The sequence below is a fragment of the Paenibacillus sp. FSL R7-0048 genome, from assembly GCF_038004505.1.
Classification (GTDB): domain Bacteria; phylum Bacillota; class Bacilli; order Paenibacillales; family Paenibacillaceae; genus Paenibacillus_AQ; species Paenibacillus_AQ odorifer.
Genome location: NZ_JBBORF010000001.1, coordinates 6888268 through 6914254 on the forward strand (window position 1 = coordinate 6888268; position 25987 = coordinate 6914254).

Annotated in this window: 22 protein-coding genes; 6 read left to right on the forward strand and 16 right to left on the reverse strand. The window is 47.9% G+C overall.

What is annotated here, in order from left to right:
* Nucleotides 1-6 precede the first annotated feature (6 nt).
* Nucleotides 7-1398: an NAD(P)-dependent oxidoreductase gene (locus tag NSQ91_RS30485; protein WP_076179221.1), complete on the reverse strand. Its 1392-nt coding sequence runs from the start codon at nucleotides 1396-1398 to the stop codon at nucleotides 7-9.
* Nucleotides 1399-1716: 318 nt separating this feature from the next.
* Between NSQ91_RS30485 and NSQ91_RS30490 the strand changes: the two genes are divergently transcribed.
* The gene (locus tag NSQ91_RS30490; protein WP_076181983.1) at nucleotides 1717-3405 is read left to right on the forward strand and encodes a PucR family transcriptional regulator; all 1689 of its coding nucleotides are present in this window, start codon (nucleotides 1717-1719) and stop codon (nucleotides 3403-3405) included.
* Here the strand turns inward: NSQ91_RS30490 and NSQ91_RS30495 are convergent.
* The 6 genes from NSQ91_RS30495 to NSQ91_RS30520 form a co-directional block, all read right to left on the reverse strand.
* Complete coding sequence (locus tag NSQ91_RS30495) at nucleotides 3380-4738, reverse strand: aspartate aminotransferase family protein (protein ID WP_340921179.1); 1359 nt, start codon at nucleotides 4736-4738, stop codon at nucleotides 3380-3382. The genes NSQ91_RS30490 and NSQ91_RS30495 overlap by 26 nt on opposite strands.
* A 31-nt stretch (nucleotides 4739-4769) precedes the next feature.
* Nucleotides 4770-6233, reverse strand: a complete 1464-nt coding sequence (locus tag NSQ91_RS30500) for a CoA-acylating methylmalonate-semialdehyde dehydrogenase (protein ID WP_340921182.1) — start codon at nucleotides 6231-6233, stop codon at nucleotides 4770-4772.
* Between the two features lie 104 nt (nucleotides 6234-6337).
* Nucleotides 6338-7438: an ABC transporter substrate-binding protein gene (locus NSQ91_RS30505; protein WP_076181976.1), complete on the reverse strand. Its 1101-nt coding sequence runs from the start codon at nucleotides 7436-7438 to the stop codon at nucleotides 6338-6340.
* Between the two features lie 136 nt (nucleotides 7439-7574).
* The gene (locus tag NSQ91_RS30510) at nucleotides 7575-8492 is read right to left on the reverse strand and encodes an ABC transporter permease (protein WP_081391780.1); all 918 of its coding nucleotides are present in this window, start codon (nucleotides 8490-8492) and stop codon (nucleotides 7575-7577) included.
* Nucleotides 8492-9304, reverse strand: a complete 813-nt coding sequence (locus tag NSQ91_RS30515) for an ABC transporter permease (RefSeq protein ID WP_076191718.1) — start codon at nucleotides 9302-9304, stop codon at nucleotides 8492-8494. The genes NSQ91_RS30510 and NSQ91_RS30515 overlap by 1 nt, the downstream gene beginning before the upstream one ends.
* Nucleotides 9305-9306: 2 nt before the next feature.
* On the reverse strand, nucleotides 9307-10089 hold the full coding sequence (locus NSQ91_RS30520; RefSeq protein ID WP_339170359.1) for an ABC transporter ATP-binding protein: 783 nt from the start codon (nucleotides 10087-10089) through the stop codon (nucleotides 9307-9309).
* A 281-nt stretch (nucleotides 10090-10370) separates the two neighbouring features.
* Between NSQ91_RS30520 and NSQ91_RS30525 the strand changes: the two genes are divergently transcribed.
* Nucleotides 10371-11963 carry a histidine kinase N-terminal 7TM domain-containing diguanylate cyclase gene (locus NSQ91_RS30525; protein ID WP_076124039.1) on the forward strand — a complete coding sequence of 531 codons (1593 nt, stop codon included), beginning with the start codon at nucleotides 10371-10373 and terminating at the stop codon, nucleotides 11961-11963.
* A 141-nt stretch (nucleotides 11964-12104) separates the two neighbouring features.
* Nucleotides 12105-13577 (forward strand): alpha-amylase, encoded by a 1473-nt coding sequence (locus NSQ91_RS30530; RefSeq protein WP_076124041.1) that lies wholly within the window; start codon nucleotides 12105-12107, stop codon nucleotides 13575-13577.
* A 48-nt stretch (nucleotides 13578-13625) separates the two neighbouring features.
* On the opposite strand, the gene mprF is transcribed toward NSQ91_RS30530, so the two are convergent.
* The 8 genes from mprF to NSQ91_RS30570 form a co-directional block, all read right to left on the reverse strand.
* Nucleotides 13626-16292, reverse strand: coding sequence for a bifunctional lysylphosphatidylglycerol flippase/synthetase MprF (mprF, locus tag NSQ91_RS30535; RefSeq protein WP_076191710.1), 2667 nt, complete (start codon nucleotides 16290-16292; stop codon nucleotides 13626-13628).
* A 367-nt stretch (nucleotides 16293-16659) separates the two neighbouring features.
* A complete protein-coding gene (locus tag NSQ91_RS30540) occupies nucleotides 16660-17010 on the reverse strand; it encodes a FlxA-like family protein (protein ID WP_076099710.1) in 351 nt (116 codons plus the stop codon).
* A 115-nt stretch (nucleotides 17011-17125) separates the two neighbouring features.
* Nucleotides 17126-18358: a multidrug effflux MFS transporter gene (locus NSQ91_RS30545; RefSeq protein ID WP_370510739.1), complete on the reverse strand. Its 1233-nt coding sequence runs from the start codon at nucleotides 18356-18358 to the stop codon at nucleotides 17126-17128.
* Between the two features lie 154 nt (nucleotides 18359-18512).
* Nucleotides 18513-19133 (reverse strand): alpha/beta hydrolase, encoded by a 621-nt coding sequence (locus tag NSQ91_RS30550; protein WP_339281494.1) that lies wholly within the window; start codon nucleotides 19131-19133, stop codon nucleotides 18513-18515.
* Complete coding sequence (locus NSQ91_RS30555) at nucleotides 19130-20080, reverse strand: ring-cleaving dioxygenase (RefSeq protein WP_076303561.1); 951 nt, start codon at nucleotides 20078-20080, stop codon at nucleotides 19130-19132. The genes NSQ91_RS30550 and NSQ91_RS30555 overlap by 4 nt, the downstream gene beginning before the upstream one ends.
* A gap of 17 nt (nucleotides 20081-20097) precedes the next feature.
* Entirely contained in the window at nucleotides 20098-20499 is a 402-nt protein-coding gene (locus NSQ91_RS30560) for a DoxX family protein (protein WP_036682076.1), read from the reverse strand.
* 115 nt (nucleotides 20500-20614) lie between these two features.
* Nucleotides 20615-21463 carry a KPN_02809 family neutral zinc metallopeptidase gene (gene ypfJ / locus NSQ91_RS30565; RefSeq protein ID WP_340921189.1) on the reverse strand — a complete coding sequence of 283 codons (849 nt, stop codon included), beginning with the start codon at nucleotides 21461-21463 and terminating at the stop codon, nucleotides 20615-20617.
* Nucleotides 21464-21659: 196 nt separating this feature from the next.
* Nucleotides 21660-22130 (reverse strand): MarR family winged helix-turn-helix transcriptional regulator, encoded by a 471-nt coding sequence (locus NSQ91_RS30570; RefSeq protein ID WP_076124049.1) that lies wholly within the window; start codon nucleotides 22128-22130, stop codon nucleotides 21660-21662.
* Nucleotides 22131-22411: 281 nt separating this feature from the next.
* Between NSQ91_RS30570 and NSQ91_RS30575 the strand changes: the two genes are divergently transcribed.
* The 3 genes from NSQ91_RS30575 to NSQ91_RS30585 all read left to right on the forward strand — a co-directional run bounded on the left by NSQ91_RS30575 (nucleotide 22412) and on the right by NSQ91_RS30585 (nucleotide 24937).
* Nucleotides 22412-23107 carry a futalosine hydrolase gene (locus tag NSQ91_RS30575; protein ID WP_248548943.1) on the forward strand — a complete coding sequence of 232 codons (696 nt, stop codon included), beginning with the start codon at nucleotides 22412-22414 and terminating at the stop codon, nucleotides 23105-23107.
* On the forward strand, nucleotides 23107-23958 hold the full coding sequence (locus NSQ91_RS30580) for a 1,4-dihydroxy-6-naphthoate synthase (RefSeq protein ID WP_076181962.1): 852 nt from the start codon (nucleotides 23107-23109) through the stop codon (nucleotides 23956-23958). The genes NSQ91_RS30575 and NSQ91_RS30580 overlap by 1 nt, the downstream gene beginning before the upstream one ends.
* A 157-nt stretch (nucleotides 23959-24115) precedes the next feature.
* Nucleotides 24116-24937, forward strand: coding sequence for a class I SAM-dependent methyltransferase (locus NSQ91_RS30585; protein ID WP_076124053.1), 822 nt, complete (start codon nucleotides 24116-24118; stop codon nucleotides 24935-24937).
* A gap of 63 nt (nucleotides 24938-25000) precedes the next feature.
* Here NSQ91_RS30585 and NSQ91_RS30590 read toward each other — a convergent pair whose 3' ends face one another.
* Nucleotides 25001-25981, reverse strand: a complete 981-nt coding sequence (locus NSQ91_RS30590; RefSeq protein WP_340921198.1) for an alpha/beta hydrolase — start codon at nucleotides 25979-25981, stop codon at nucleotides 25001-25003.
* Nucleotides 25982-25987 lie beyond the last annotated feature (6 nt).

Below are 25987 nucleotides of genomic sequence, written 5' to 3' on the forward strand. Positions count from 1 at the left end.
CTACGCTCAGCCCGCTGATCTAACAACGACCTCCTGCTGGCCTGAGAATTGTTTAACAATCGCATGGGCTGCATCTTTCCCCTGCTGTGCCGCTGACACAACCATAGCCTCACCCTTACCTGAACCAAAAATAATGTCCCCAGCGGCATAAATCTGCGGATCGGAGGTTTGGCAGGTGACCTCATCCACCTTAACAACCCCACGGTCATGCATAAGACCTAAGGAATCTATTAGATCCAGACGACGCTTTTGACCAATAGCTATTACAACCGCATCTACAGGAATCAAGAACTCAGAACCCTCGATCGGCATAGGTATTGGACGCCCATCTTTGCCCAGCTCCTCCGTCAGCTTCATCTGCACACACTCCAGTGCGGTTACATTCCCAAGCTCATCACCCACGATACGTTTCGGTAAGGTAAGCCAGCTGAACTCCACACCTTCCTGCTTCGCGAATTCATATTCAAAGTCATATGCCGTCATCTCTTCGCGGGTCCGGCGGTAGACCATTTTCACATTGGTGGCTCCCAGCCGCACTGAGCAAGTCGCTGCATCAATAGCCGTATTCCCTGCCCCAATGACAGCGACCCGCTGACCCATCAGCTCTAGCAGAGGAATGCCCGTCTTAGTAGATTCTACAAGCGCAATAGCGTCATAAACTCCAGCCATTTTTTCACCTTCAATCCCTATTGGAGGCACATATCCCATACCCGCTGCCAAAACGATAGCATCATAATTCGACTTCAGCTCATCTACAGAAACATCCACTCCGACTTTTACACCTGTACGTATTTCCACACCCAGCTTCTCTACCTGCTCTACTTCCCAAAGAGATACAGACTGCGGGAGCCGAAACGATACAATCCCATGTGTATCCAGCCCACCCGCTAACGCCTTTGCTTCGTAGATCACAACAGCAAAACCTTCACGGGCGAGCTCCCTAGCCGCAGACAATCCCGCAGGACCACCACCAATTACGGCTACCTTTTTCCCATTAGGGGTGCCAGCCTTAAATAATTGAACTCCGCTGTTCATCGCCCAATCTGTCGCATAACGCTGCAGCAGTCCGATTTGGATCGGCGCCGAGGCATCATTTAACACACAGGCTCCTTCACACAGCTCATCTGTAGGACAAACACGAGCACAACTGGCACCCACAGGATTGGAATCCATAATCGTCTGTGCCGAGCCTTTCAAATTGTCAGTAGCGATCCGTTTGATAAAGGAGGGAATATTAATGCTGGTCGGACATGCTTTTATACAGGGGGCATCGTAGCAATATAGACAGCGATTAGACTCATCCAGGGCACCTTTATGGGTCAGAGGCGGCTCAGCCTCGGCGAAATTGCGCATGAACATATCAGGTGTAAATGCTGTTAACGGAGATGAATGCTCCATCACTAGTCCCTCCTTATGGGTAATTTTTCATATTAGTGTTATATAATATAACATTATTTCAAGTTTTGTCTGAATATTTTGCTTACATCTTTAATTTATTGTAGTAATATAAGCATTAACAGAAATTATCTCTCAACGTTCTTCCTGATTAGGTTATATATACTGACATCCGTTAATCAAACTATAGTCATTTCGAATTTTCGTTGCATTAGACACTTTGTCTAATTTCAAAACTGTATTTTTTACGTGTGAGAATAGGCTGAGAATAACAGGGCGTTAGCCGAAGGCCAGAGCGCAGAAGATCGAGGGGGAGTAACTATGGACTGGGAGCTTGTATTAACCATTCGTGACGCTTTAAAAAGACCACTATTCGCAGAAGCCGAGGTGATCGGCGGGAAAAGCGGCCTAAGCCGTGCCATTCGCTGGGTGCATGTACTGGAAAGTGCCAACTTCGAGACTCTGATTCATGGCGAAGAAATGATTTTGACTACGGGGATTGGTGCAAGTGTCGATCTCCCTTCCTCCTTGGAGTTTATGCAGAACCTGATCGACAAAAATGCAGCTTGCCTATGTATTGAGTTAGGTACGTATTTCAGCACCATCCCGCAAGAGATGATCGACTTAGCCGACAGGCATGACTTTCCGCTAATCATCTTCACCCGCACGGTTCGTTTCGTAGATATCACGTTGGATCTTCACTCGATTATCATTAACCGGCATCACCGGATGCTCCAAGAACTTGAAAAAATCTCACGTGAATTCCACCGCCTGACCTTAACTTCACAAGGAACGCTGAAAGTGCTGCAATTATTGTGCAAAAGTACCCGCACACAAATAGTCTATATGCAGCTGCAAGGCAAACCCTTATTTTTCCCGGCACTTCCGCCGGAAGAGCAGGCTCCATTGCTGAATTTTTTCACCGCCTTCGGCGACGAGCTGGAAGGAATTCAACCTGACGTTGCCCCCTATATCCGGGAATATGGACAGAAGACCATCGCGCTCAAGCCTGTAGGTGCGCTGGATCAGACCTGGGCTTACATTCTGATGGTATGCAATCACAAACCACAGGAGTTCGACTGTCTGCTGCTGGATTCCGCCTCTTTGTCCATTGCACAAGAGCTGCTGCGGACGCGGTATATGGAGGAGCGTAAGCTTTTTTCAGAAAATCTATGGGTCGACGAGCTGATCAATGGCCGCATCGAAGATGATAACCGCTTAAAGGGCCTGATCGGCTCCAATTTCAACGTGGTCAACGAGCTCCCTTACCGTGTATGCCTTATAGAGATCAAGAACCCCAGAGATGTAAAATGGAACAGCTCAGAGAACGAATGGGAGTCCATTACCTTCCACCTTTCGCTCATCCTGCGTTCCATCTTTGAGAAATATTCTTTACGTCCGCTGATCACCCTTAAGAACAATCGCCTCACCGTCATCGCCCTCGATATCCAATCGAAAATGCCTGGAAAAATGCGACTTCAACAAGCACTTGAAGCCCTGCAGAACATCCGCTCCGATGAGAAGCTCAAGGATTTGCAGCTCGTCATTGGAGTCAGCAAATCGCATAAGCGCCTAAAACGAGCCTATTCCGGTTATCAGGAAGCCCTACAGGCATTGTCGTTATACTCCTGTTACCAGAAGTCACTACTCTTCTATGAAGAGCTGGGTGTATTCCAGCTGCTGTTGAGCTTAAATGACGGAAAAACGTTGCAGAACTTCATTCGCAGTTATCTCGGCCCGCTAATCGACCACGACCAAACCAAAGGCAGCGAGCTGCTGCTTACCCTTCGTGTTTATCTGGATCATGATGGTTCCAAACAAATTGCCGCTCGAAACCTATTCATTGTCAGACAGTCCCTTTATTATCGCCTGGACAAAATAACAGAGCTACTGGGTGAAGACTTCATGCAGCCAGAGAATCGGATCTCCATTCAAGTCGCCCTGCGCGCTTACCAATTTCTATATCCAGACAAAATCACTTTACCTAGCCCCCGTTCAGCACAGATTTAAAGGTATCGATAATAAATTCTATATCTTCATCCATGGAGGATAACGGCGGGGCGAAGGTAAGCACGTTGTTGAACCCAGCTACGGTATCGCCATTTTTACCGATGATAAGCCCCTTGGACTTACATTCGGCAATAATCCCCTTCACAATATTCAGATCAACCGGTTTCTTACTGACCTTGTCTTCAACCAGCTCAATCCCTGTCACCAAACCAAAGCTGCGGACATCACCTACAAGCTTGTGATCAAGCAGCTCAGTAAATTCTGTATTTATTCTTTTACCTAAAAGATCCGCACGTTCCACCAGCTTCTCCTGCTCGATAATTTCCAGATTACGCAGCGCCAGCGCACAGGAAGCAGGGTTACCACCAAAAGTATTCACATGGCGAAAATGCCCATAGTCATCGCTATTGTCCTTAAATACCTCATAGATATCCTTACGAACAGCAGTGGCAGATAGAGGAAGATAAGCGCTAGTCAGTCCTTTAGCCATCGTTACGATGTCAGGCTTCACATTAAAGTTGTGATGACCAAACTTACGTCCAGAACGTCCGAATCCACAAATCACCTCATCCATAATGAGCAACACACCGTGCTTACGGCAGATTTCCTGCACCCGATCCAAATAAACCTGATGCGGTACAATGACGCCACCACCCGTAATTACAGGCTCCATAATCACCGCAGCTACCGTCTCCACGCCTTCCCAGATGATCATATCCTCTATGGACTGTGCACACTGGAGGTTAAATTCTTCCACAGTCATCCCGGCCGGGCGGCGATAGCTGTCCGGGGGAGCTACATGCAGAAAACCACCCGCCAACGGTTCATATTTATATTTGCGCTGGGCCTGGCCCGTTGCAGATAATGCCCCAAGTGAACTGCCATGGTACCCACGATAACGGGCAATGAATTTATGGCGATAATGCTGGCCGATTTGCTGCTGGTACTGGCGGGCCATTTTGAAAGCAGCCTCATTGGCTTCCGATCCACTATTGGAAAAAAAGATCACATAATCGTCTCCGAGCCACTCATTCAGCTTCTCCGCCAGCGCAATCGCCGGGAGATGACTTTGTGTCAGAGGAAAATATGGCAGGGTCAGCAATTGATTGTAAGCAGCTTCCGCCAGCTCCTTGCGCCCGTATCCCACATTTACACACCACAGGCCAGACATCCCGTCCAAAAATCGATTGCCCTGTATATCTGTAATCCACGACCCACTTGCCGAGGCGGCAATCATAGGCGGATTCTTTTCACTATAAGGCGTAATGTTGTGCCATAAAAATTCCTGATCCTTCTTCACCGCAAGCTCACTATCGTTCCCCAGACTCTGCATAACATTTTCTCCTCTCAGCAGCTCATTTTCTCTAATAACGGGCAGTGATCATCTTTTTACGCGTATAGAACTCCACCCCATCACGCCCATTGGCATGCAGGTCTCCGTAGAACGATTTCTTATAACCCGAGAAGGGGAAAAATGCCATGGGGGCAGGCACACCCAGATTCACACCCAACATCCCTGCATCAATTTCTTCCCGAAATTCACGGATCGCCTTTGCGCTATCTGTATAAATACACGCCCCATTCGCGAATGGGGACTGATTCGTTACCGCAATCGCTTCACTCAGACTTTTCACACGAATCACAGACAATACCGGCGCAAAAATTTCATCCTTCCAGATAGTCATTCCCGGCTGTACATGATCAAATATCGTCGGCCCGATAAAATAACCCGCACCACCTGTAGCCGCATCCTTCCGCCCATCTCTCACAAGCTTGGCTGCCTCAGCTTCACCAGTCTCAATGTAATAAAGCGTCTTCTCCTTATTCGACTGGCGAATTACCGGACCCAAAAACACCCCGTCATCGGCGCCATTACCAATCTTAAGCTCATCCGCAGCCGCAGCCAGACGACCCACTAGCTCGTCAGCGATATCCTCATGAACCACCACAACCGAGCACGCCATACAACGCTCACCTGCCGAACCAAAGGAAGCCGCAATGATATTTTTGACCGTATTGTCCAGCTCCGCATCAGGCAGCACAATCGAGTGATTCTTGGCTCCAGCTAGCGCCTGCACCCGTTTTCCCTGCGCCGTCCCTGTCTTATATACATATTCCGCAACCGGCTGCGAACCCACGAACGAAATCGCCTTCACTTCATCATGCTCCAGCATCCCATTCACAACCTCGTGCGCCCCATGTATCACATTCAGTACACCTGGAGGAAAGCCCGCTTCGGCAAATAACTCTGCCAATCGATTAACAAGCAGCGGCGTCCGTTCAGAAGGCTTCAGCACAAAGGTATTTCCACAAGCGATGGCAAGCGGAAACATCCAACAAGGAACCATCATCGGAAAATTAAACGGGGCAATCCCCCCGATAACCCCCAATGGATAACGGTACATCCCGGATTCAATTCCGGTAGCAATGTCCGGAAGCTGGCTGCCCATCATCAACGTGGGGATGCCTGCGGCAAATTCCACACACTCAATTCCACGCTGCACCTCACCTTGCGCCTCTTCCAGACTTTTTCCATTCTCCAGCGTAATCAGCTCGGCCAGCTCATGCCAATGCTTTACCAGCAGCTGTTGATATTGAAAAAAATAGCGGGCACGACGCGGCACAGCGACCCTTTTCCACGCTTGAAATGCCGCCGCAGCCGCTACTACCGCCGCACCCAGCTCTTCCTTACTGGAAATGGGCACATAAGCAATCACTTCACCCGTCGCCGGATTATAAACCTCTTCATCTCGCCCAGACGACGATTCTACCCAAGCTCCATTCACATAATTCTTAACTCTTTCAGCCTGCGTTACTAGGAGAGACATAGCTCGCACCCCTTTCTCTGTTTCAGATGCACTGATGGACTGCTGATTATAATAGATGACCGCCAGATCAGGCGGCCATCCACTATAACATTAAGCTCAATTGGTTATTTTGCCGCCATTTCTACGATTTCGTTCGTATAAGCCTCATCTACCTTAACCGGTTCTTTAATGACACCAAATTTAAGCGAAATATCAGCGGTTTGCTGGAACGCCGCCGCATCGGTATATCCCATCTTGGCACTGTCAAAGCCTTCAGGCAGAATCAGCTTGGCAACCTCAGTCATCATTGTCAGCTGATGTTCCTTCGTCGTACTGCCGTCTTCCGCTTGCTTCATCACACTGTCCACGGCAGCTGCAGGATCAGCAATTGCATCTTTCCAGCCCTTCAGGGAGGCACGTACAAACTTTGCTGCAGTCTCTTTATTCTCCGCAAGCCATTCCTTATTCGCGAACAAGTTATCCTCAAGCATCGCAACGCCTTCTGTATTCATGTCGATGACGTTCAGATCCTCAGCCTTAATACCTGACTCCAACACCACTTGGTACTCGTTATAAGTCATCGCTGAGGCCGCATCGATCTGATCGCCCAAGAACTGATCCATCGTGAACCCTTGCTTCGTAAAGCTTAGGTCCTTATTCGGATCGAACTTATATTTATCGAATAACGCTAATAGTTCAAATTCGTTGCCACCCATCCAGTTGCCGACTTTTTTACCCTTAAGATCAGCGGCTGAGTTAATGCCAGCAGTTTTTTTGGAGACCAGGACCAACCCGCTCTTTTGATAGATTTGCGCGATCTGCACCAGCGGCATTCCCTCTTCAAGACTCGGCAGCAAGCTGGCTACCCAACCCACACCGATATCTGCGGAGCCACCTGCCACTTGCTGTTCCGGAACGATATCAGGCCCACCCGGCAGAATTTCTACATCCAAGCCTTCTTCCTTGTAATATCCTTTATCCTGCGCCACAAAATACCCAGCGAATTGCGCCTGCGGCACCCATTTCAGCTGTAGCTTCACTGTAACTGGATCAGCAGCCGGTTCAGTAGCAGCACTTGCTTCAGGAGCTGCTGAAGCTTCAGGGGCAGTCGTAGCTTCAGCTGCCGAGTTATTATTGTTGCCACCGCAACCCGCCATTAAAGAAACACTCAACATCATCACGATTGCCAACAAACCACCACGAAATTTGCGTTTTTTCCCGTTCATCAATCGAACTCCCCCTATCGTAATTTAAGTTTGTAACAAGCACAGTATGGACAATCATCGTGGTGCGTTTATGCATACAGCCGTGGGCGGTTTCTCTTTTCCATTCCCACTATGGCCGGATGTAATGAGGGGAAGATTAAGTACGCTGCGAAGGATGCCACTTAATGAATACTTTCTCCAGCCGCTCAACCACTAAATAGAAGAGCACGCCTGCAATCGCAGCCAACACAATACAGGACCAACCCAGTGGCATTTTGGCAACTTTAATGGAATTGGAGAGCAGATATCCAAGCCCTTTTGAGGAGAAAAAGAATTCCCCAACAATGGCACCAATCATACTGGCAGTAGCATTAATCTTGAGTGCTGTAAATACATAGGGCAGACTGCTCTGAATCCGCAGATAACGGAACACTGCCGGTTTACCTGCCGCATAGGAATGCATCAGATCCAGCGCCAAAGGATCAATCGCCGCCATACCTTTATAGGCGTTGATCGCCATCGCTGCCATTGTAGTTGCTGTTACTATGGCAATTCGTGAGCCTATCCCATCTCCAAACCACAGATTCATGATGGGCGCGAGGGCGACGATAGGCACAGCATTTAGGGCGGCAACCAGCGTCAAGCTTCCACTCCCCCAGCGCGGCCAAGCTGTCGCGACTAAAGCGATCAGGAAGCCGATAGCAGAACCAGCCAACATTCCCAGCACAGCTTCAGCAAGAGTGTATCCGGTATAGGACAGCAACAAGCTGAAATTATCTCGCATGGTTTCGGCGATGGCTGTAGGCAGCGGGAGTTGATATTTTTTCAGATCAAAGATCTTATGAAAAAATTGAAATTCCCATAGTGCAAGAAATAACAGACCTGCCAGTACAGGCAGCAGTACCCCTGCGCTAAATATCCTCTTCAGCATTCGTGAGCCGCCGCGACTCGCCGTAGCTTCCGCAGGTTTCGGAACGGCTACAGCATTCTTTGGTGTAGCCGTTAGCGCCGGCTGAGCCATTTCTTTACCAGTAGAGCCTATAAACGTGGTCTCCCGAACGGAGTTAGTTTCCATTAGCGGCTGCCTCCTTTCGGACGATATTCAGGCTGCCAAGGCGTTACCAGGCGTTCTATCAGACTGATTAACCAGTAGCTTACGATTCCCAGCAAGGCACCCACAATCACCGTAGACCAGAACATATAGGTGTGAGAGCTTCCATAATAGAGATTGCGCAGCATAATTACACCAATGCCATGCTGGGCACCCATAAGCTCCACCAGAATAGCTCCAGTCACAGCAAGTGGGGCAGCTATCTTAAGCCCACCGAACAAACCCGGCAAAGCCGCCGGGAATCTGAGTTTCCAATAGACCGCCCAAGGTTTCGCCGCGTAAGAATGCATCAATTCGAGCGCTGATGGATCTACACTCCGCAAGCCGCGCAGCATGTTCAGAGCCACCGGGAAAAAGGTGATATATCCTGAAATAATAATCCGCGAGGTCTGCTCATCGCGCACAATCCCGTAGATGATGGGCGCCAACCCCAGAATCGGAATCATCTGCGAGGCAATAGCATAAGGAAAAGTTAATTGCTCTATTGTCTTCGACAAGCTCATCAGCACCGCCAATGAGGCACCAGCTACCGCTCCAATCAGAAAGCCAACACCAGCATTACCGAAGGTCGCAGCCCCCTCCTTCAAGAGCGTGTCTCCATACTGCCATAAGGTAGCTAACACCTCATGAACATATGGCAGCTTGGACTGTGCTAACGGCGTCTCCACCACATGGAGCAGCATCCAGGAAGTCCCTTCCCAGACTAGCAGCAGGCCAAAAATCCAGACGAACAACGGCAGCAGACGGCCTCGCACAAAGATACTGCCCCCTTTCATCACTACACCCCTTCGAAGCTGTCGCGAATACGTGCGATCAGTTCGAAAAACTCTGGGCTATTTCTCATTTCCGCCGTTCGCGGACGTGGCAGAGGAATTTCGACCACAGCGGACAAGCGACCTGGATGCGGGGAAAGAACAAACACCCGGTCAGAGAGGAATATAGATTCAGGAATACTATGAGTTACAAAAACAATTGTGTTCTGCACTTTACTCCAGACAGACAATAACTCTTCATTCAATCGCTCACGTGTAAATTCATCCAGAGCAGAGAACGGCTCATCCATGAGCAGAATTTCCGGCTCCATCGATAGTGCTCTGGCAATCGCTACACGCTGCTGCATCCCGCCGCTGAGCTGCCACGGATATTTATCCGCAAAGCTCTGCAGCCCCACCAGATCAAGAAGCTCCATCGCCTTTTCCTCACGGAATGACTTCTTTACCCCCATCAGCTCCAGTGGCAATGTGATGTTATGCTTCACTTTTCGCCAGTCGTATAACACTGGACTTTGAAAAACAATGCCATATTTTTGCGCCAGCCTGGCTTCTCTGGCACTTTTCCCAGCTACCACAATGTTCCCGCCTGTTGGTGCTATGAGATCGGCCATCAGTCTAAGCAGCGTCGTTTTGCCACATCCGGAAGGTCCGAGCAGGGAGACGAACTCCCCTTTTGCAATATCAAGACTCACCTGATGCAGGGCAAGCACTTCCGCAGCTTCTGTCCGATAACGCATTTCAACATTCTCCAGCTGAATCTCAGGAATATTTGTCGCTAGTGATGACATCCTCAGCCCCCCTTTTCAAAATAAGCCATGTTTATAATGTTATATAAACTGACGCTATTTAGATAAAATAAAGAAAACTTCTATTTCATGTAGTATTAACTAACATGTTACACGCTGCTCACTGGACTCTCACTAGACAATTAGTAAAATAGCTCCTGTTAAATTGAGTCATTTTGTCTAGGAGACATTTTTTTGACCACAAACCCGAAGTATTTTTTTTATATCCGCAGATATGTGGTAATATTTATCCATATCTTTCCTCGGTAGGTGACAATAGACCCATGGGATCTATAATCTCGAATTATATTGTAATTGTTGCTATATCAGGTGTGCTGAGTGTCTTACTAGCCCTTTTCGCCTATTATAAAAAAACTGATTTCTTAGGAATCAGGGCTTTTGTTATAAGCTCCTTTACCTCTGCTATTTACACCTTCGGTTTCGCATTAGAATTATCGGGGAAAACTCTGGAGGAAATCAGCTTCTGGATTAAGTTAGAATATCTGGGGATGCCCTTTATTGCGCCGGCTAGTCTAATCATGGTGATCCATTTCGTTGGGCTGGAGACGCTGTTTAAAAAAGGCATACGGGCGGCGTTATTTATCATTCCATTCATTACAACGCTGCTGGTCTGGACCAATGATTACCATCATCTCTTCTATAAATCCATTTATTTACGGGAAAATACGCCCACCCCACTCGTTGATGTTGTGATGGGACCTTGGTATATCGTTCACGGCAGCTTTACTTTCGGCTGTCTGCTGGCAGCCATTTGCCTCATGATATGGCAGTGGAACCGGATGAAAAGGGTATACCGCAGGCAGATCATCACAATAATAATCGGGTTAAGCCTTCCAACCCTCGGCGCTTTTTTGTATCTGATAGGCTTGACTCCTTACGGAATGGATCCCGTCCCGATCATTATGAGCCTAACCTCCTCCCTATATATTTGGGCTATTTTATCCCGGGGCATGTTAACGGCTGCACCTATTGCTCGTGAGAATCTGTTCGAGAGCATGCGGGAGGGAGTGCTTGTCACCGACCGCTCGGACATGCTCGTCGATTACAATCGTGCAGCCGCGGATATGATAGAGGGGCTCAACTCCTCATCGATTGGCAAACCGCTAGCACAATTGTTTCTTAACGCAGGCAAAGACGCCTTGTCCTATGTGATGGATGCCGAGCCACTGTTGCGCGAAGAACGGGAAGTGGCTTGGAACAAAGCAGAGGAGATCTGCTATTATCAAATCCGCTCCTCTCCGGTACAGAAACAAGAAGGGCACATAGCAGGACAGATGATCATGCTGATTGACGTGACTGAACGAATACTGCTTCAGGAGAAGCTGCGTCAATTGGCTACGATGGACAGCCTAACGGGTATCTATAACCGCTCCTATTTTTTGGAGCTGAGTCAAGCATTGCTTGCCCGGGCTGCCAGCCTGCGAAGCTCATTATCTATGATTTTGCTGGATGTGGACTTCTTCAAGAGCATTAATGACCGCTATGGGCATCAATATGGAGATCAAGCTCTACAGCATATTGTCCAGGTGTGCAGCAGACATCTGCGGGAGGGAGATCTCTTTGGCCGTTATGGTGGTGAGGAATTTGTGATCTGTCTGCCAGAGACGTCACTGAAGCAAGCAGCATTGCTCTGCGAAACTATCCGCGCGGATATTGAACAAAGCACCTTATATACCGTCATCGGGCCCATTAATGTGACCGCAAGCTTTGGAGTTGTGGAGGCCCTAAATCCAGAGGCCACTCTAGAAGAACTGCTATCTGAAGCCGACCATGCTCTGTATAGCTCCAAACGGAATGGACGCAACGCTGTGCATCTCTCCCAAAGGTCAGAAATCATTCTTTTCAAGCCTGTTTAATGATAATCATGTCCCTTCCTGCGCATTCAACAACTGGCCTTATTTTTCATAGTCTGTTTTTAAGTTTAATAAGAGTTATCTGAAAAACTAATCAGAGTGTTGAGAGTAAAATTTGCTTGATGGGATATGGAGGCGTAAGAAATAATGAGGAACCATACAATGATGCAGTTTTTTGAATGGCATGTTGCTGCGGACGGGAAACACTGGGATCGCTTAAAAGAAACTGCACCCGCGCTAAAAGCCGTAGGCATTGATTCTGTTTGGGTACCTCCTGTGACAAAGGCCGTCTCCGCTGACGATACAGGCTATGGCGTGTATGATCTATACGATCTGGGCGAATATGACCAAAAAGGTACGGTACGCACCAAATATGGCACCAAACAAGCACTGATCAACGCAATTTCGGAATGTCAAAAGAATGGCATCGCCGTTTACGTTGATTTGGTGATGAATCATAAGGCTGGCGCGGATGAAAAGGAAGTATTCCAAGTCATCGAGGTCGACCCCAATGATCGGATGAAAGAAATTTCGAAACCTTTCGAGATTGAGGGCTGGACAAAATTCACCTTCCCTGGCCGCGGGAATGAACACTCTGCCTTTAAGTGGAATCACAATCATTTTAACGGCACTGACTTTGACGCCAAAGAAGAGCGAACCGGCGTATTCCGTATAGTAGGCGAGAATAAAGCGTGGAATCAGAATGTTGACGACGAGTTCGGAAACTATGATTATCTAATGTTCGCTAATATTGATTACAGCCATCCGGAAGTCAAAAAAGAAATGATCCAATGGGGAAAATGGCTGGTGGATACCCTCCACTGCAGCGGCTTCCGCTTGGACGCCATCAAACATATCAACCATGAGTTTGTTAAAGAATTCGCGGTAGAGATGTTTAATAAATGCGAGAAGGATTTCTATATCGTCGGTGAATTCTGGAATTCCGACTTAGAGTCCTGTCGACAATTTCTGAATACCGTCGATTATAAAATTGACCTCTTCGATGTATCCCTTCACTACAAGCTGCATTCAGCTTCTTTGGAGGGCAGAAACTATGATCTGACCAAAATTCTTGATGACACACTGGTGCAGACCCATCCCACCAATGCTGTAACCTTCGTTGACAATCATGATTCTCAGCCTCACGAAGCCCTGGAATCCTGGGTAGATGATTGGTTCAAGCAAAGTGCTTACGCGCTTATCCTGCTGCGACGGGATGGATATCCTGTGGTCTTTTACGGGGATTATTATGGGATCGAAGGACCAACACCTGTAGCAGGTAAAAAAGATGCGATTGACCCTCTGCTGTATACCCGCTATCACAAAGCTTATGGTGAACAGAAGGATTATTTCGATCATCCTAACACGATTGGCTGGACACGGCTCGGCGTGGAGGATATTGAACACTCCGGTTGTGCGGTTGTGATCAGTAATGGTGAGAATGGCCAGAAGAGAATGTTCGTAGGAGAACATCGCGCCGATGAAGCATGGGTGGATTTCACCCATAACCATAAAGCCACCATAACCATTGAAAAAGATGGTTGGGCGACCTTCCCGGTCAATGGCGGCAGCGTCTCCGTCTGGGCTTTGCCAGATGCAGAAGCTGACAAGAAGTAAACCTGATTAAAAAGGTGCCCAACGCCGTTTGGCGTTGGGCACCTTTTTTTAGTTATTCGTTTTATGCTCCGGATGGCGGGATACAAGCCTCACCAGATCCAGCGTTAAGACGGGTAATGTTAGGGACGCTGGATAAGCTAAGTAACGCGGCTCCCACTCTGGATTGAACTTTTCCTTGTAACGACGCAATCTGGCAAAACCGTAACCATGCCCATGCCCACCTCTATTAAACACTTGATGAGCCAGCTTCTCCTCCTTCAGAGCTCCGGGGTCCTGACCCCCACTGGATGATAGAGGAGTGTTGCCTAGATTAAATCGCCGATACCCCTTGGACTTCGCCCATTCCAGCATACAAACCAATAAATAATCTACCGTCCCGTTTGGCACATTCTTCCGCTGGCGCAACAAATCTACGGACAGGGTCAATCCTTGATCATACCCTGGGGCAATAGAAGCAAATGCCAGTATTGTACCTTTGGTGTTCCGCAGCACCACAATGGGAGCCCGTTGCAGATACTCGACCTTAAACCACCCTAACGAATAACCCTTTTCCGCTCGGCCATTCAACCACTCGTCCGAAATCGTTCGCAGTTCTCTCAGCAAACTATCAGCATGCGGCGCTTCTGTAATTTGAACAATCATGCCTTCCCGTTCAAAACGATCGCTTACCCTTTGCAGATCACCATTCTTCAGATCACTGAGTGCAAAGTTATCAAGGCTTATCACTGCCTCTTCACCCAGCTTAAAAAAGCGATAGCCCTGCTCCTGATAGACCGATAAAAAAGCAGGTGAAGCTTGATAGAAAACTACAACCAGACCATACTGATCTGCAGCTTGTCTAAATTCACTGATGGCTTCACTTATTAAGCTGCTCTCTCCCAGCGGATCACCCAGCACAACGAGTTTATCCCTAACTCTGGCGAAAGCGAGCAGCACTTTATCGTTCTGAGCCCAGAAGAAGCCCTTATCACCCAAAAACAACGTATGAGTTAAGGTATTGCCTCGAACTCCATCTAGAAAATGTTTCAGCTTAGCTACATCCAAGGTCCCGAACAGCTCGTTCTCCTTATGATGGGGCCTGAGGTTTACCCACATTATGAGCAGTACCCAAGACAAGACCAATCCTCCCACTGCCGTAAATGCAACATGACTATATCGCTGCAACCATTCAGGCTGTACTCCCGGAGGCAGATGCTTCAGAAATCCACGATGTACATAACAGCCCATCAGATAGTAGCTTAGTGCAATTACTGAAGTGAGGGCAAACCACCGGATCGCGCTCTGTCTGCTGATTGGCGCACTAATCCGATAAAACCGCGATCTGGATATCCAAAGAATAAGCGCTACTATAAGTAGCAAAAGCGCCTCTTCATAATCAAAACCCTTAGTGACTGCAAACAATGATCCAATAAACAGAAGTATGCTAGTCCATACATATGCACTATGGACCCGCAATGTAATGCCCCGCGACAATAAAATCAGCATAAAACCAATAAGTACAGACAGATGATGAGAAAGCTGCATTACCGGAAACGGCAATATTTCCTCCGTAATCTTCAACCTATACAGCAATCCGGGTACTGCTGCAGATAGTAAGAGAATAAGCCCGCTAGCTAGTACCAGCTTACCAAGAGCCCACATCCCAAGATCGCTCAGAAAGGTATACTGACCCGGCCAGCCCCAGATCTTCTGCCATTTGTTAAGAGAGGGTTCGAATCCTGGAACTGAACGATCTTGATCCTTTTTTCCTTGCAGACCAATTTCCAGTGCAGCCAGCACCAATCCAATCAACCAAGGAATGACATAATAAAACAATCGAAAGATGACAAGCACCGCCATCGCCTTATCGGTCTGGTAGCCAAGCTGTGTCAGCCCGAGCAAGGCGATAAGGTCAAATGCACCGATACCGCCGGGTGCCATACTCAAGATTCCGGCAATAGCAGCAATCGTAAATATACCAAAGATAGCTATAAAATGGACCTCATCCAAGAGATGGCTGCTGATGGTCCAAAACGTCACGCCAGCAAAGCTCCATTCCAGAAAGGAAGCACCGACGGAGTTAACGACTGTAAGCCATGATGTTCTGCCTTTTCCCCGGTTAATCCATTTCGCATAAAGCGATGAGCGCTGCACAAACACAAAAACCGGCAAATAAAGCGCCATACCCCATACTGCAAATACCAGCCAGCGATGTTCTTCCAGCAAAGCCGTTGCCGGGAGTAAACCAAAGATATTCGCCCATGAAAGTAGTGATAACCCGGTAATCATAAGCGGCGAAAGAAATACAATGGCGGGCGTTAGCACGGAGGTCGGCACTCCGCTTTTTTTATACAGCAGCGTCCTTAAACCAACTCCAGCCAGACCTGCAAACCCAATCAAGTTATTAAATGTATTAGCAATCCATGCATACCGAAAGGTACTCCACAGCCCTACTTTTAAACGAAAATGTGCCCGAATCAAATAATCATAAGCACTCATCACAGCTACGGAAAGAAGTGCAAAACCAATCATTTGCAAAATAGCAGACGTAGGTACTCGCCTTAGTTCGCGCATTATAAGTCCTAAATGAACCTGCTTCAGCTCATGTTGCCCCTCCCAGTATACGAACGCTATGATAGCCACTGGAAAAAGAGCTCTGACCGCCCGGATCCGATAGATAGATAAGATCAGTCTTACAATTTTGAATCTTTCTAATGTCTGTTGCTTTGAATGCATGAGCCCACCTGCCTTTACCGCTGACACACGTTGTGCTAGACAATTTTTACAACTAATCCATTATAGCAATTCTTGGAATAGAAGACCCGTGATAATCAACACCTACTCTATTAGACTGCCAGCAAATCCCTAACCCCTGCAACAGTTAAAGATTTTTTGGGAAATGAGGATAAGCATAGTTAATATATTACGAAGCTGGACAGATCAATATGACGGAACTTTATTTTAGGGGTATCTTTCTAGTATTGGCCAACAATGTGATAAAAGAACATTTAAATTGTAGTCTAAACTTAAAAATACATAACAAAAAGGACATCCCTCACGGCAAAGGATGCCCTTTTTGTTATGTAACACGACTTAGTATGGTTTATACACGAATATCAAATCTGCCTTGGCTATTCGTTGTTGCGGTAGCGATTTCTTGCGGGCTTGCCGCAGCAAGCGCGTTGTTTGCAGGTTTGGCAGGTGCTTCTGCACTACTGCTTGCAGCGGAAGCACTGCTCTGCGACTTCTGGGAAATTTGTGCCTCGATTTGCTTGATCTGCTGCTCAATTTGTTTCGTTTTCGTTTCTTTGGTCTTCGCGTCATCCGAGCTGGCATCAATCTTGTCCAATTCGGCTTCCAGCTTCGCTTTTTGTTTCTCGAGCGCGCTGGTATCTGTAGTACTAGACGTCGAGGTAGTATACGATGTAGAACCTGAGACTGCGGATATACTCATAATCATCCCTCCCTTCCTTACCTCCAATATAATCCTTTTGCAGATAAGGAACGTTAAAACCCGCTGAAAGTTTGCTGAAAGTATTGCTCTCTTTCAAGGTTATAAGGATAAGCTGTCAACAATTGGAATTCCCCCGTTTGACCAATAGAAGATAAGACAGAATAGAGAGAACACCCGTACAGGCAATCACAATCGCCATTGGAAGGGCTGAATCTACGCCTCCAAGACCCACAAGCGGTGCTACACAGCTACCAAGCAGCAACGGGATCAGCCCTATCAAGGCCGAAGCGCTGCCTGCGGCTTCTCCTTGGTCCTGCATTGCAAGTGAGAAGCTGGTTGCGCCGACAATCCCCACACTGGAGACAACAGCGAACAGACAGATTAGAATAGGGATCAGCCCTCCCCCTATCAGGATCGTAAGCAGCAGCAAGACGCCCCCCATTGTACAGAGCAGCAACCCGCTAAGCAGTAGCTTCGTCTCACTCACCTTACCAGCAAGTCTGCCGGCAATTTGACCTGTAATAATAATCCCAATCCCGTTCACAGCAAAGATCAAGCTATATACCTGCGGAGTAACCGCAAAAATATTTTGCAAAACAAAAGATGACCCAGAGATATAAGCGAACATAGACGCTGTAACAAAACCTTGGGACAAGGCATAACCCATAAACTTGCGGTTGCCAAGTAACACCTTAAAGGTAAGCAAAGTACCCTTCAACCCACTCTTGGAGCGCCGCTCCTTCGGCAATGTCTCAGGCAAGCGCAGGAGAATCGTTAAGCAAAAAATAATTCCGGCAGCAAATAATACGAGGAATATCCCCTGCCATGTAGTCACTCTTAAGAGCTGGCCTCCAATGACTGGAGCCAAAATCGGACCCAGACCATTAACAATCATCAATAAAGAGAAAAATTTCGTTAGTTCAGAGCCACTGTACAGATCACGCACAGCCGCCCTAGAGACAACTACACCCACTGAACCAGCAAGACCTTGAATAAACCGCAAAACAATTAAAAGTCCAATCGAAGGACTAAAAGCACATAGCACTGAGGAAACGGCATAGATGAACATCCCTATAAGCAGTGGACGGCGACGTCCATATACATCACTCAGTGGTCCAGCTACTAACTGACCCGAGGCCAGTCCCAATAAAAAGAAGGTGAGACTTAGCTGCACCAAAGCAGCTGTCGTACCGAAATCGTCAACAAGTGTAGGCAGTGCTGGCAAATACATGTCAATCGACAACGGCCCAATGGTTGTAATGGAGCCCAGAATAACAGCAAGTTGCAATCTCTGCTTCCTTGAGGGTCCATCTACAGCAAGTTTATTAGCATTTTGCATTCCAATCATGATCCTTACGTCAACCTTTCTAAAGCAACCCGGGGGCCTTTTTTGTATTCTTCATACTAACGTAAAGGAACTCAAATGATCAATCCTTTTATAAGGCCTCATTCGGGGCTATTAACTTAAAAATAACCGCCAAAAGGCGGTTATCCTAATTGTTTTATGCATTTTGAGATGTGCTAAACCCCTGTAGCCAATCTTTGGCGGCTTCGGCTTCCGCCATACTCAAGCGGTGACCTTGATTGCCCCAATGGGTTGTAACCTCAGCGCCTGCTTTCTGCAGAATCCCCTCTAGCTCCTGAGTTTCCGTAGATGTTATTAGCGGATCATTCGTACCTGCCCCAATAAAGATAAACACCCCTTCTAGAGAAGGAAGCTCCACATTGCGTAATGGCACCATCGGATGCAACAGCACTGCCGCGCGGAAAATGTCCTTATAATGAAACAGAAGGCTACCAGCAATGTTTGCACCGTTAGAGTAACCAACCGCTACCAGATTGTTGGCATCAAACCCGTATTTCTCTGCCGCCTCATCCAGAAACTGCTTAATCTCATGGGTACGGAAAACTAAGTCCGCTTCATCGAACACTCCTTCTGCCAGCCGACGGAAGAATCGTGGCATGCCATTCTCCAGCACATTACCCCGTATACCTAGCACCGATGAATCTGGGGATAACATCTCAGCCAGCGGCAGCAAATCCTGCTCATTACCACCTGTGCCATGAAACAACACTAATGTAGGTTTAGTTATATCTTTACCTTTACGGAATACATGAATCATCCCTGCTTCACCTCAATTTCTCTTACTTGAATAGGCGTTAAGTTTTCTTCGATGGCCGCGCGATGCGGCTCAAACCAGGACGGCAGCATCAACTTTTCACCCAACGCATCTGGGGCTTCATCACGGGCAAAACCTGGAGGATCTGTAGCGATTTCGAACAGGATTCCTCCTCTTTCACGGAAATAGATCGCATTAAAATACTGACGGTCTTGAACGGGTGTAGGTCTATGCCCATGACTCTGTACATGGCGCGACCATTCCAGTTGCTCTGCATCATCCTTTGCCCGCCACGCGATGTGATGAACTGTCCCTGCACCTCCCGCTCCGAGCGGAACGGGTAATGTCTTCAAATCAATAATATTACCTAGCTCCCCATTGGTTCTATAGCGAGTATATCCATCTCCGTCAGCAATATGTTCCATACCCAGCGTATGAACAAGTGTCTCGGCTGTTTGCAACGGATTGCTGCTATATAGCACAGCCCCGCCAAAACCTTTGATCGCGTATTTAGTAGGAATCCCACCAAAGGACCACTTACTGAGCGGACCTTCCTCACGTTCCACCAGTTCAATCCGCAGACCGTCGTAATCAGCAAAAGATAAATAGGGTTCCGAGATCCGACTTCCCTTTGTAACCGAAATTCCGTATTCAGCAAGGCGTTGTTCCCAGAATTGCAGAGCACCGACCGGCACTGCGTAGATCGTTACGCCAACTTGACCACTGCCTATTCTGCCTCTACGCCCTACAGGTGAAGGGAAAAATGTAATAATCGTTCCCGGCGCACCCTGCTCATTCCCAAAGTATAAATGATAGACCTCTGGAGCATCAAAATTAATCGTTTTTTTCACGAGCCGTAGGCCCAGAATCCCGGCGTAGAAATCAACATTGCGCTGAGCGTCTCCGACAAAAGCTGTAATATGATGTATTCCTGCAGTTTGAAGTGTCATTATTATAAACTCCCTTCTTAGTTAAAAAACAATGCATCTAGAGAAATCGAACCTGGTCCCGTAAGCGCCACACCTACCGCAAATACCAAAACCGTGAGCGGAAACTCAATCCCGTTCGAAGTGGACCAGAAACCATTTGGAGCATGAACCTTAACGATTGCCCCCAGCATCGTGGCAGCGATCAACACCGCTGCAACAGGCGTTAACAGCCCTGCCGCGAACATAAATCCGCCCACCAGCTCCATAATCCCTGCTAAAATCGCCATAGTCACACCCGGTTTGATTCCGATGGACTCCATCCAGCCTCCCGTACCCTTCGGACCATATCCTCCGAACCATCCAAATAGCTTTTGTGCGCCATGTCCTATAAAAGCAAGCCCAATCACCAATCTCATTAATAACAGTCCTACACTTATCATTTTTACCTTCCCCTATTCCTTTGATTTAATTATCTTAATGTTAAGATATTGGGTAAAAAAGAGCGCCCGGCGAACCGGAATAACCTATGGGCTGCTCTCCTCTTCCCTCTTCTATCTACAACTCGGAGGCGTTAAACGTATCGCCGCCCTTAATCGTACCCGAGTTAAAACCTTTGTAGAACCAGCGCTTTCTCTGCTCTGAGGTACCGTGAGTGAAACTATCCGGCACTGCATAGCCCTGAGCTTGCTTCTGAATCGTATCATCGCCGACGGCGCTTGCAGCTGCCAGAGCTTCCTCTAAGTCGCCTTCCTCCAGCAGATTCATACCCTGAGCATGATTGGCCCAGACACCGGCGAAATAATCAGCCTGCAGCTCAAAACGAACCTGATATTTGTTGTACTCCTTCTCACTCAACGTCTGGCGAAGGGAATCAAGCTGTTTCGAGGTGCCTAGTAATGTCTGTACATGATGTCCAACCTCATGGGCAATGACATAAGCCATGGCGAAGTCGCCCGGCGCGTGGAAGCGTTGCTGCAACTCATCATAAAAGCTCAGATCAATATATAGTTTGGCGTCACCCGGACAGTAGAAGGGACCAACTGCCGAGGTGGCTGTTCCGCAAGCAGAGTCTACACTCCCACTGTATAGCACTAAAGTGGGGTCCGTATAGGTCATTCCCTGCTGCTGAAAAATCTCACCCCAAACCTCCTCTGTGTCGGCAAGAACTACCGATACAAACTCCGCAAGCTCTTGCTCCTCTGCGGTCTGTTCATAAGGGGCCGTTGAACTGGAGCCTGTGGAAGTCAAACTTCCCAGGATATCCCCGGCATTGCCTCCACTGAGTAACGTGATGACCAGGACAAGGATAATTCCTCCGATCCCGCCACCAATCATCTTGCCGCCGCCGCTCATGCCTCTGCGGTCCTCCACGTTCGAACTCCCTCTTCTTCCCCGCCATTTCATGGCCAAGCCCCCAGTCGAAATATCAGGTAATCTTAAGTACATGGCTACCTGGCTTCGTTAAGTTAAATATCTTATTAGTGATATACCCAAAAAAGCAGGGTTTCACTTATACTTACTGGAGTTGGGAGAATGAGGATGGAGCCGAACTACTTCCAACCTTATAGAAGCGTCTAGTTATTCGTCATGTTCGCAGCGCCTATACACCTTTGCCAAGCTTTTTCATTAATTCGATAGCCTGGACTTTCTCTTCCTTATCTAATCCACCCATCAAATCATGAATTGAGGCTACATGACGAGGGAAAATCTCATCAAACAGTTCACGGCCTGCATCCGTAATCTCCGCATAAGTAACGCGGCGATCCTCGCTACAGGGTACACGTTTCAGCAGTCCCTTTTTCTCCAACTTGTCGATATTATAGGTAATGCTTCCGCTCGTAACGAGAATTTTCTCCCCAATCTGTTGCAGCGGAATCCGCGTTCTATGGTAAAGTACTTCAAGCACCATGAATTCAGCCGAAGCCAAGCCATAACTCTTCATATCCTTCACCGCATGATCCATTAGGCTTTTATAAGCCTTAGATAAGACTACGAACAATTTCAGTGAGGCGGCTTGTTCTTCGTCAGGTGCACTCTCTGTATTACGCAGATTTATTTGTTTATCACTCATCAATTCCACCTCCACTTCAATCAAACTTGTATCCAATCCATTTATTTGTCTTTACGTTAAATATCTTTAAGTTAAGATAACTATACGACTTCCCATCCTCCTTGTCAACCTCATCGCTAAAAAAGTCACTTCCGTCTAGAGACCGGTAAGTTTTCCTTTGACACTTTACAGGGAGTGATAAAAATCACCCCAAGTTTGACCTGACCTATAAAAGGGCGTATTCTTGTCTTTACGAATGACTCTTTAGTAAGCGATTTCAATACCCTAAAGGAGGCGACCTGATGAGTTCGTTCAATCCAACCCCTACCGAAGAAGCTATGGAGGGGCAGGCTGGAGCACGACGCGTGCTGATCGTGACAGCCGTAGACGCGGAGCGTGACGCGGTCCTGCGCGGCCTGCAAGGCAGCGACAGGTTCCATGTTATCGCTGCCGGCGCAGGGCCGGCAGCGGCGGCGGCGGGATCCGCCGCGGCACTCGCAGCCGGTTCTTACGGCTGCGTATTGAGCGTCGGGATCGGCGGCGGATTCCCGGGGCTGGCGCCTTTAGGCTCGCTGGTTGTAGCCAGCGAGATGATTGCCGCCGACCTCGGGGCCGAGACGCCGGAGGGCTTCCGCAGCGCTGCCGAGCTCGGCTTCGGCAGCGTGTCCGTGCCGGCTGACCGCGGCACGGTGCAAGCGGTTTCGGCCGCGCTGGCTGCGGCCGGGTTACCCGTAAGCACGGGCATCGTGCTTACGGTCTCGACGGCGACCGGCACCGCGGAGACGGCCGCCGCCCATCTCGCGCGGCATCCCCATGCCGTCGCGGAAGCGATGGAAGGCCACGGAGTCGCCGTGGCCGCCCAGGCGCTGGGGCTCCCGGTACTGGAGCTCCGCGCCATCTCGAACCCGGTCGGTCCCCGCGACCGGGCCGCTTGGAAGATCGGTGATGCAATGGAAGCATTAACGGCGGCAGCCGCTATATTACTGGAGGTGCTGTAATGACAACTGAGCTTAATATCGCTTTTTCCCCTTGCCCTAACGATACCTTTGTATTTCATGCCTGGGCGCACGGGCTTGTCCCGAATGCACCTAAGCTGAATGTAACCTATGCCGACATTGATATTACCAATACGCTGGCTGCTGACGGAGAAGGACCAGAAGTCCTCAAAATCTCCTACGCTGCTCTGCCTTGGGTTCTGGAGCGGTACAAACTGCTGCCATGCGGCGGTGCTTTAGGACGCGGCTGCGGCCCGCTGCTGCTTACAGCAAGTGGACCCCATGCGGTCAAACGCCCAGAAAAGCTAGCCGGACGCCGGATTGCTGTACCTAGCGAACGCTCTACGGCTTATTTGCTTTTCCGATTATGGGCAGCACAAAATGTAACTGGAGGCATCGGCGAAATAGTCGTAATGCCTTTCGATGAGATTATGCCTGCCGTACGGGATGGCCATATCGATGCAGGGCTGGTAATTCACGAAGCCCGCTTCACTTACGCCTCTTATGGTCTTAATATGCTGACTGATCTAGGCAGCTGGTGGGAAAGCGATACCGGACTGCCCATTCCTCTCGGCGCTATCATTGCCCGCCGTGATTTAGATGCCGATGCTATCACCAGCTGGATTCGCAGCTCTCTTCAGTATGCGTGGGATCATCCAACGGATTCCAGAGACTATGTGCTTAGCCATGCTCAAGAGTTGGCTCCTGAAGTGGCTAAATCCCACATCGATCTCTACGTGAATGACTTCTCGATGAATCTGGGTGATGACGGCTATGCCGCAATCTCTGCCCTGCTTAATCGTGCTGCGGCAGAAGGACTTGTGCCTGCAATCGATCCAGCACTGCTTCTTTAGCATTTACCAGATAGTTTAACAATCCCCGGCCACACCTATAAGGTGTTCTCCGGGGATTTTATTTATTCTGCGTAGCCTTCCAGCCAGACATTATTTGGCTTATCGAACCAGTGATTATACAATAGACCTATAAACATGATCTATGAGGGAGGATCACATGATACCTGAAAAAAACAGCAAACAAAACATCGACCGCTTTTTGGGCTTTCAAAATGAATATGACCGCTACCGTCCCGAAGCCCCTGAGATGATTATCAAATTGCTAACAGATTACCTAGGTACCACCCCTTCACTCGTCGCAGATATAGGCTGCGGTACGGGTTTGTCTACTTTTCTCTGGAACGATGTCGCAGAACGCGTAATCGGTATCGAACCCAATCCAGATATGTTGGGAAAAGCAATCGATAAACTTAGCAGATTAGAAGCACCCCAATCAATTACTTTTGTGCAAGGCTACTCTAACCAGCTTCCGCTTGCATCAGATAGTGTAGACATAGTTACCTGCTCGCAATCATTCCACTGGATGGATCCTGAAAGTACACTGCAAGAAATCTCCCGGGTCTTAAAAAAAGGCGGAGTCTTTGCCGCCTACGATTGCGATTGGCCTTTATCTCTTCAGCAAAATGTAGAAGAACGATACAACCAGCTGATCTCCAAAACAGAAGAATTGCTGGCTTCGCTTTTACCTAATGAGGAGAGAGCACATAAATGGGACAAAGAAGGTCATTTGTCACGGATCAAAGCTAGTGGGGCCTTCTCTTTTGCCAGAGAAATCGTATTCCACAACCTAGAGTCCTGCGATGCCCAGCGATATATTGGTTTAACCCTAAGTCAAGGGGGAGTGCAAACCGTAATGAAACTAGACGCTACCTTGCTTGAGCAAGACATCGCCGATTACACCGCCGCAGTTGAACAGCATTTTAAAGGCAGAACATTAGAGGTTCTAATCAGCTACCGAATGAGAATCGGCATCAAATAATCTTCGATCGCAACAAAAACGCCCCGCCCCCTCATATGAGGAGTTCGGAGCGTTTTCTTCTTTTTATTTAACTTCCTCCATGAATACCCTTAGGTTCTCTACGATTTCTTTGGATTTTGAATGATGTAAGTAATGTCCGCCTTCAAATGTCATTACTTTTCCATGCACTGAATCCTTGACTTGCCCTTCATGTAGAGGAATCCAGTCTTTCACGGTAGTATTATTCGCTTGTATAAAGAAGATAATGGGAAGATTCTTGTCGAATGTTAAGCCTCTGGAGGCAACAAAGTTAGGATAAATATGTTCCATTTCATTTAAGGTAGTGGAATTGTTCATATTTTTAAGCGAAATCAATTTCATTTGTTTTTTGGTTTCATCATCAAATGGCAGTCCATCATAAGGGTCACCGCTTAATTGCAAGCCCAATCTTATAATCCCTGAATCTTTAAGCAGCTTTAATTTTTTAATTGGAAATTTAACATCCATACCGCCTTGTTCCGGAACACTACTATCAATACCCACAAAAGCACTCACTTCGTTTGGATATTTCTTCGCATATTCCAATCCGTAAATACCTCCAATCGAGTGGCCCATTAGAATGTATTGTTCAATGTTAAGATTCTGAACGGCTTCATGAATTTCACTAACGATATTCTCTGTAGTTCGTTCTTTTTTCGTTTCATCACTGAGTCCATACCCAAACGGTTCAACCGCCACCACTTTGTAGAATGGTGATAACTCATCAATCAACGGCTTGAAATCAAGCGCTGGCGCTCCTGTTCCAAAGCCTGGTATGAGCACGATCGTCTGTTTACCTTCTCCTTGAATCAAAACATTCATATTTTTCCCGTCAACAGGGACTAACTGACCATAGTGCTGTATTTTTTTCTGATCTGTTTTGTTGCTGATCACATTAACTGTATAGACAACGGCTAGAAAAAGTACGACCACGATCACTATTGCTCCTAATATTTTGAGCAACAGGTTACGCAGTTTATGTTTTTTCTGTCCATTCCCCGTTTTTTTGTCCTCTTGTTGTGTCACCCTCAT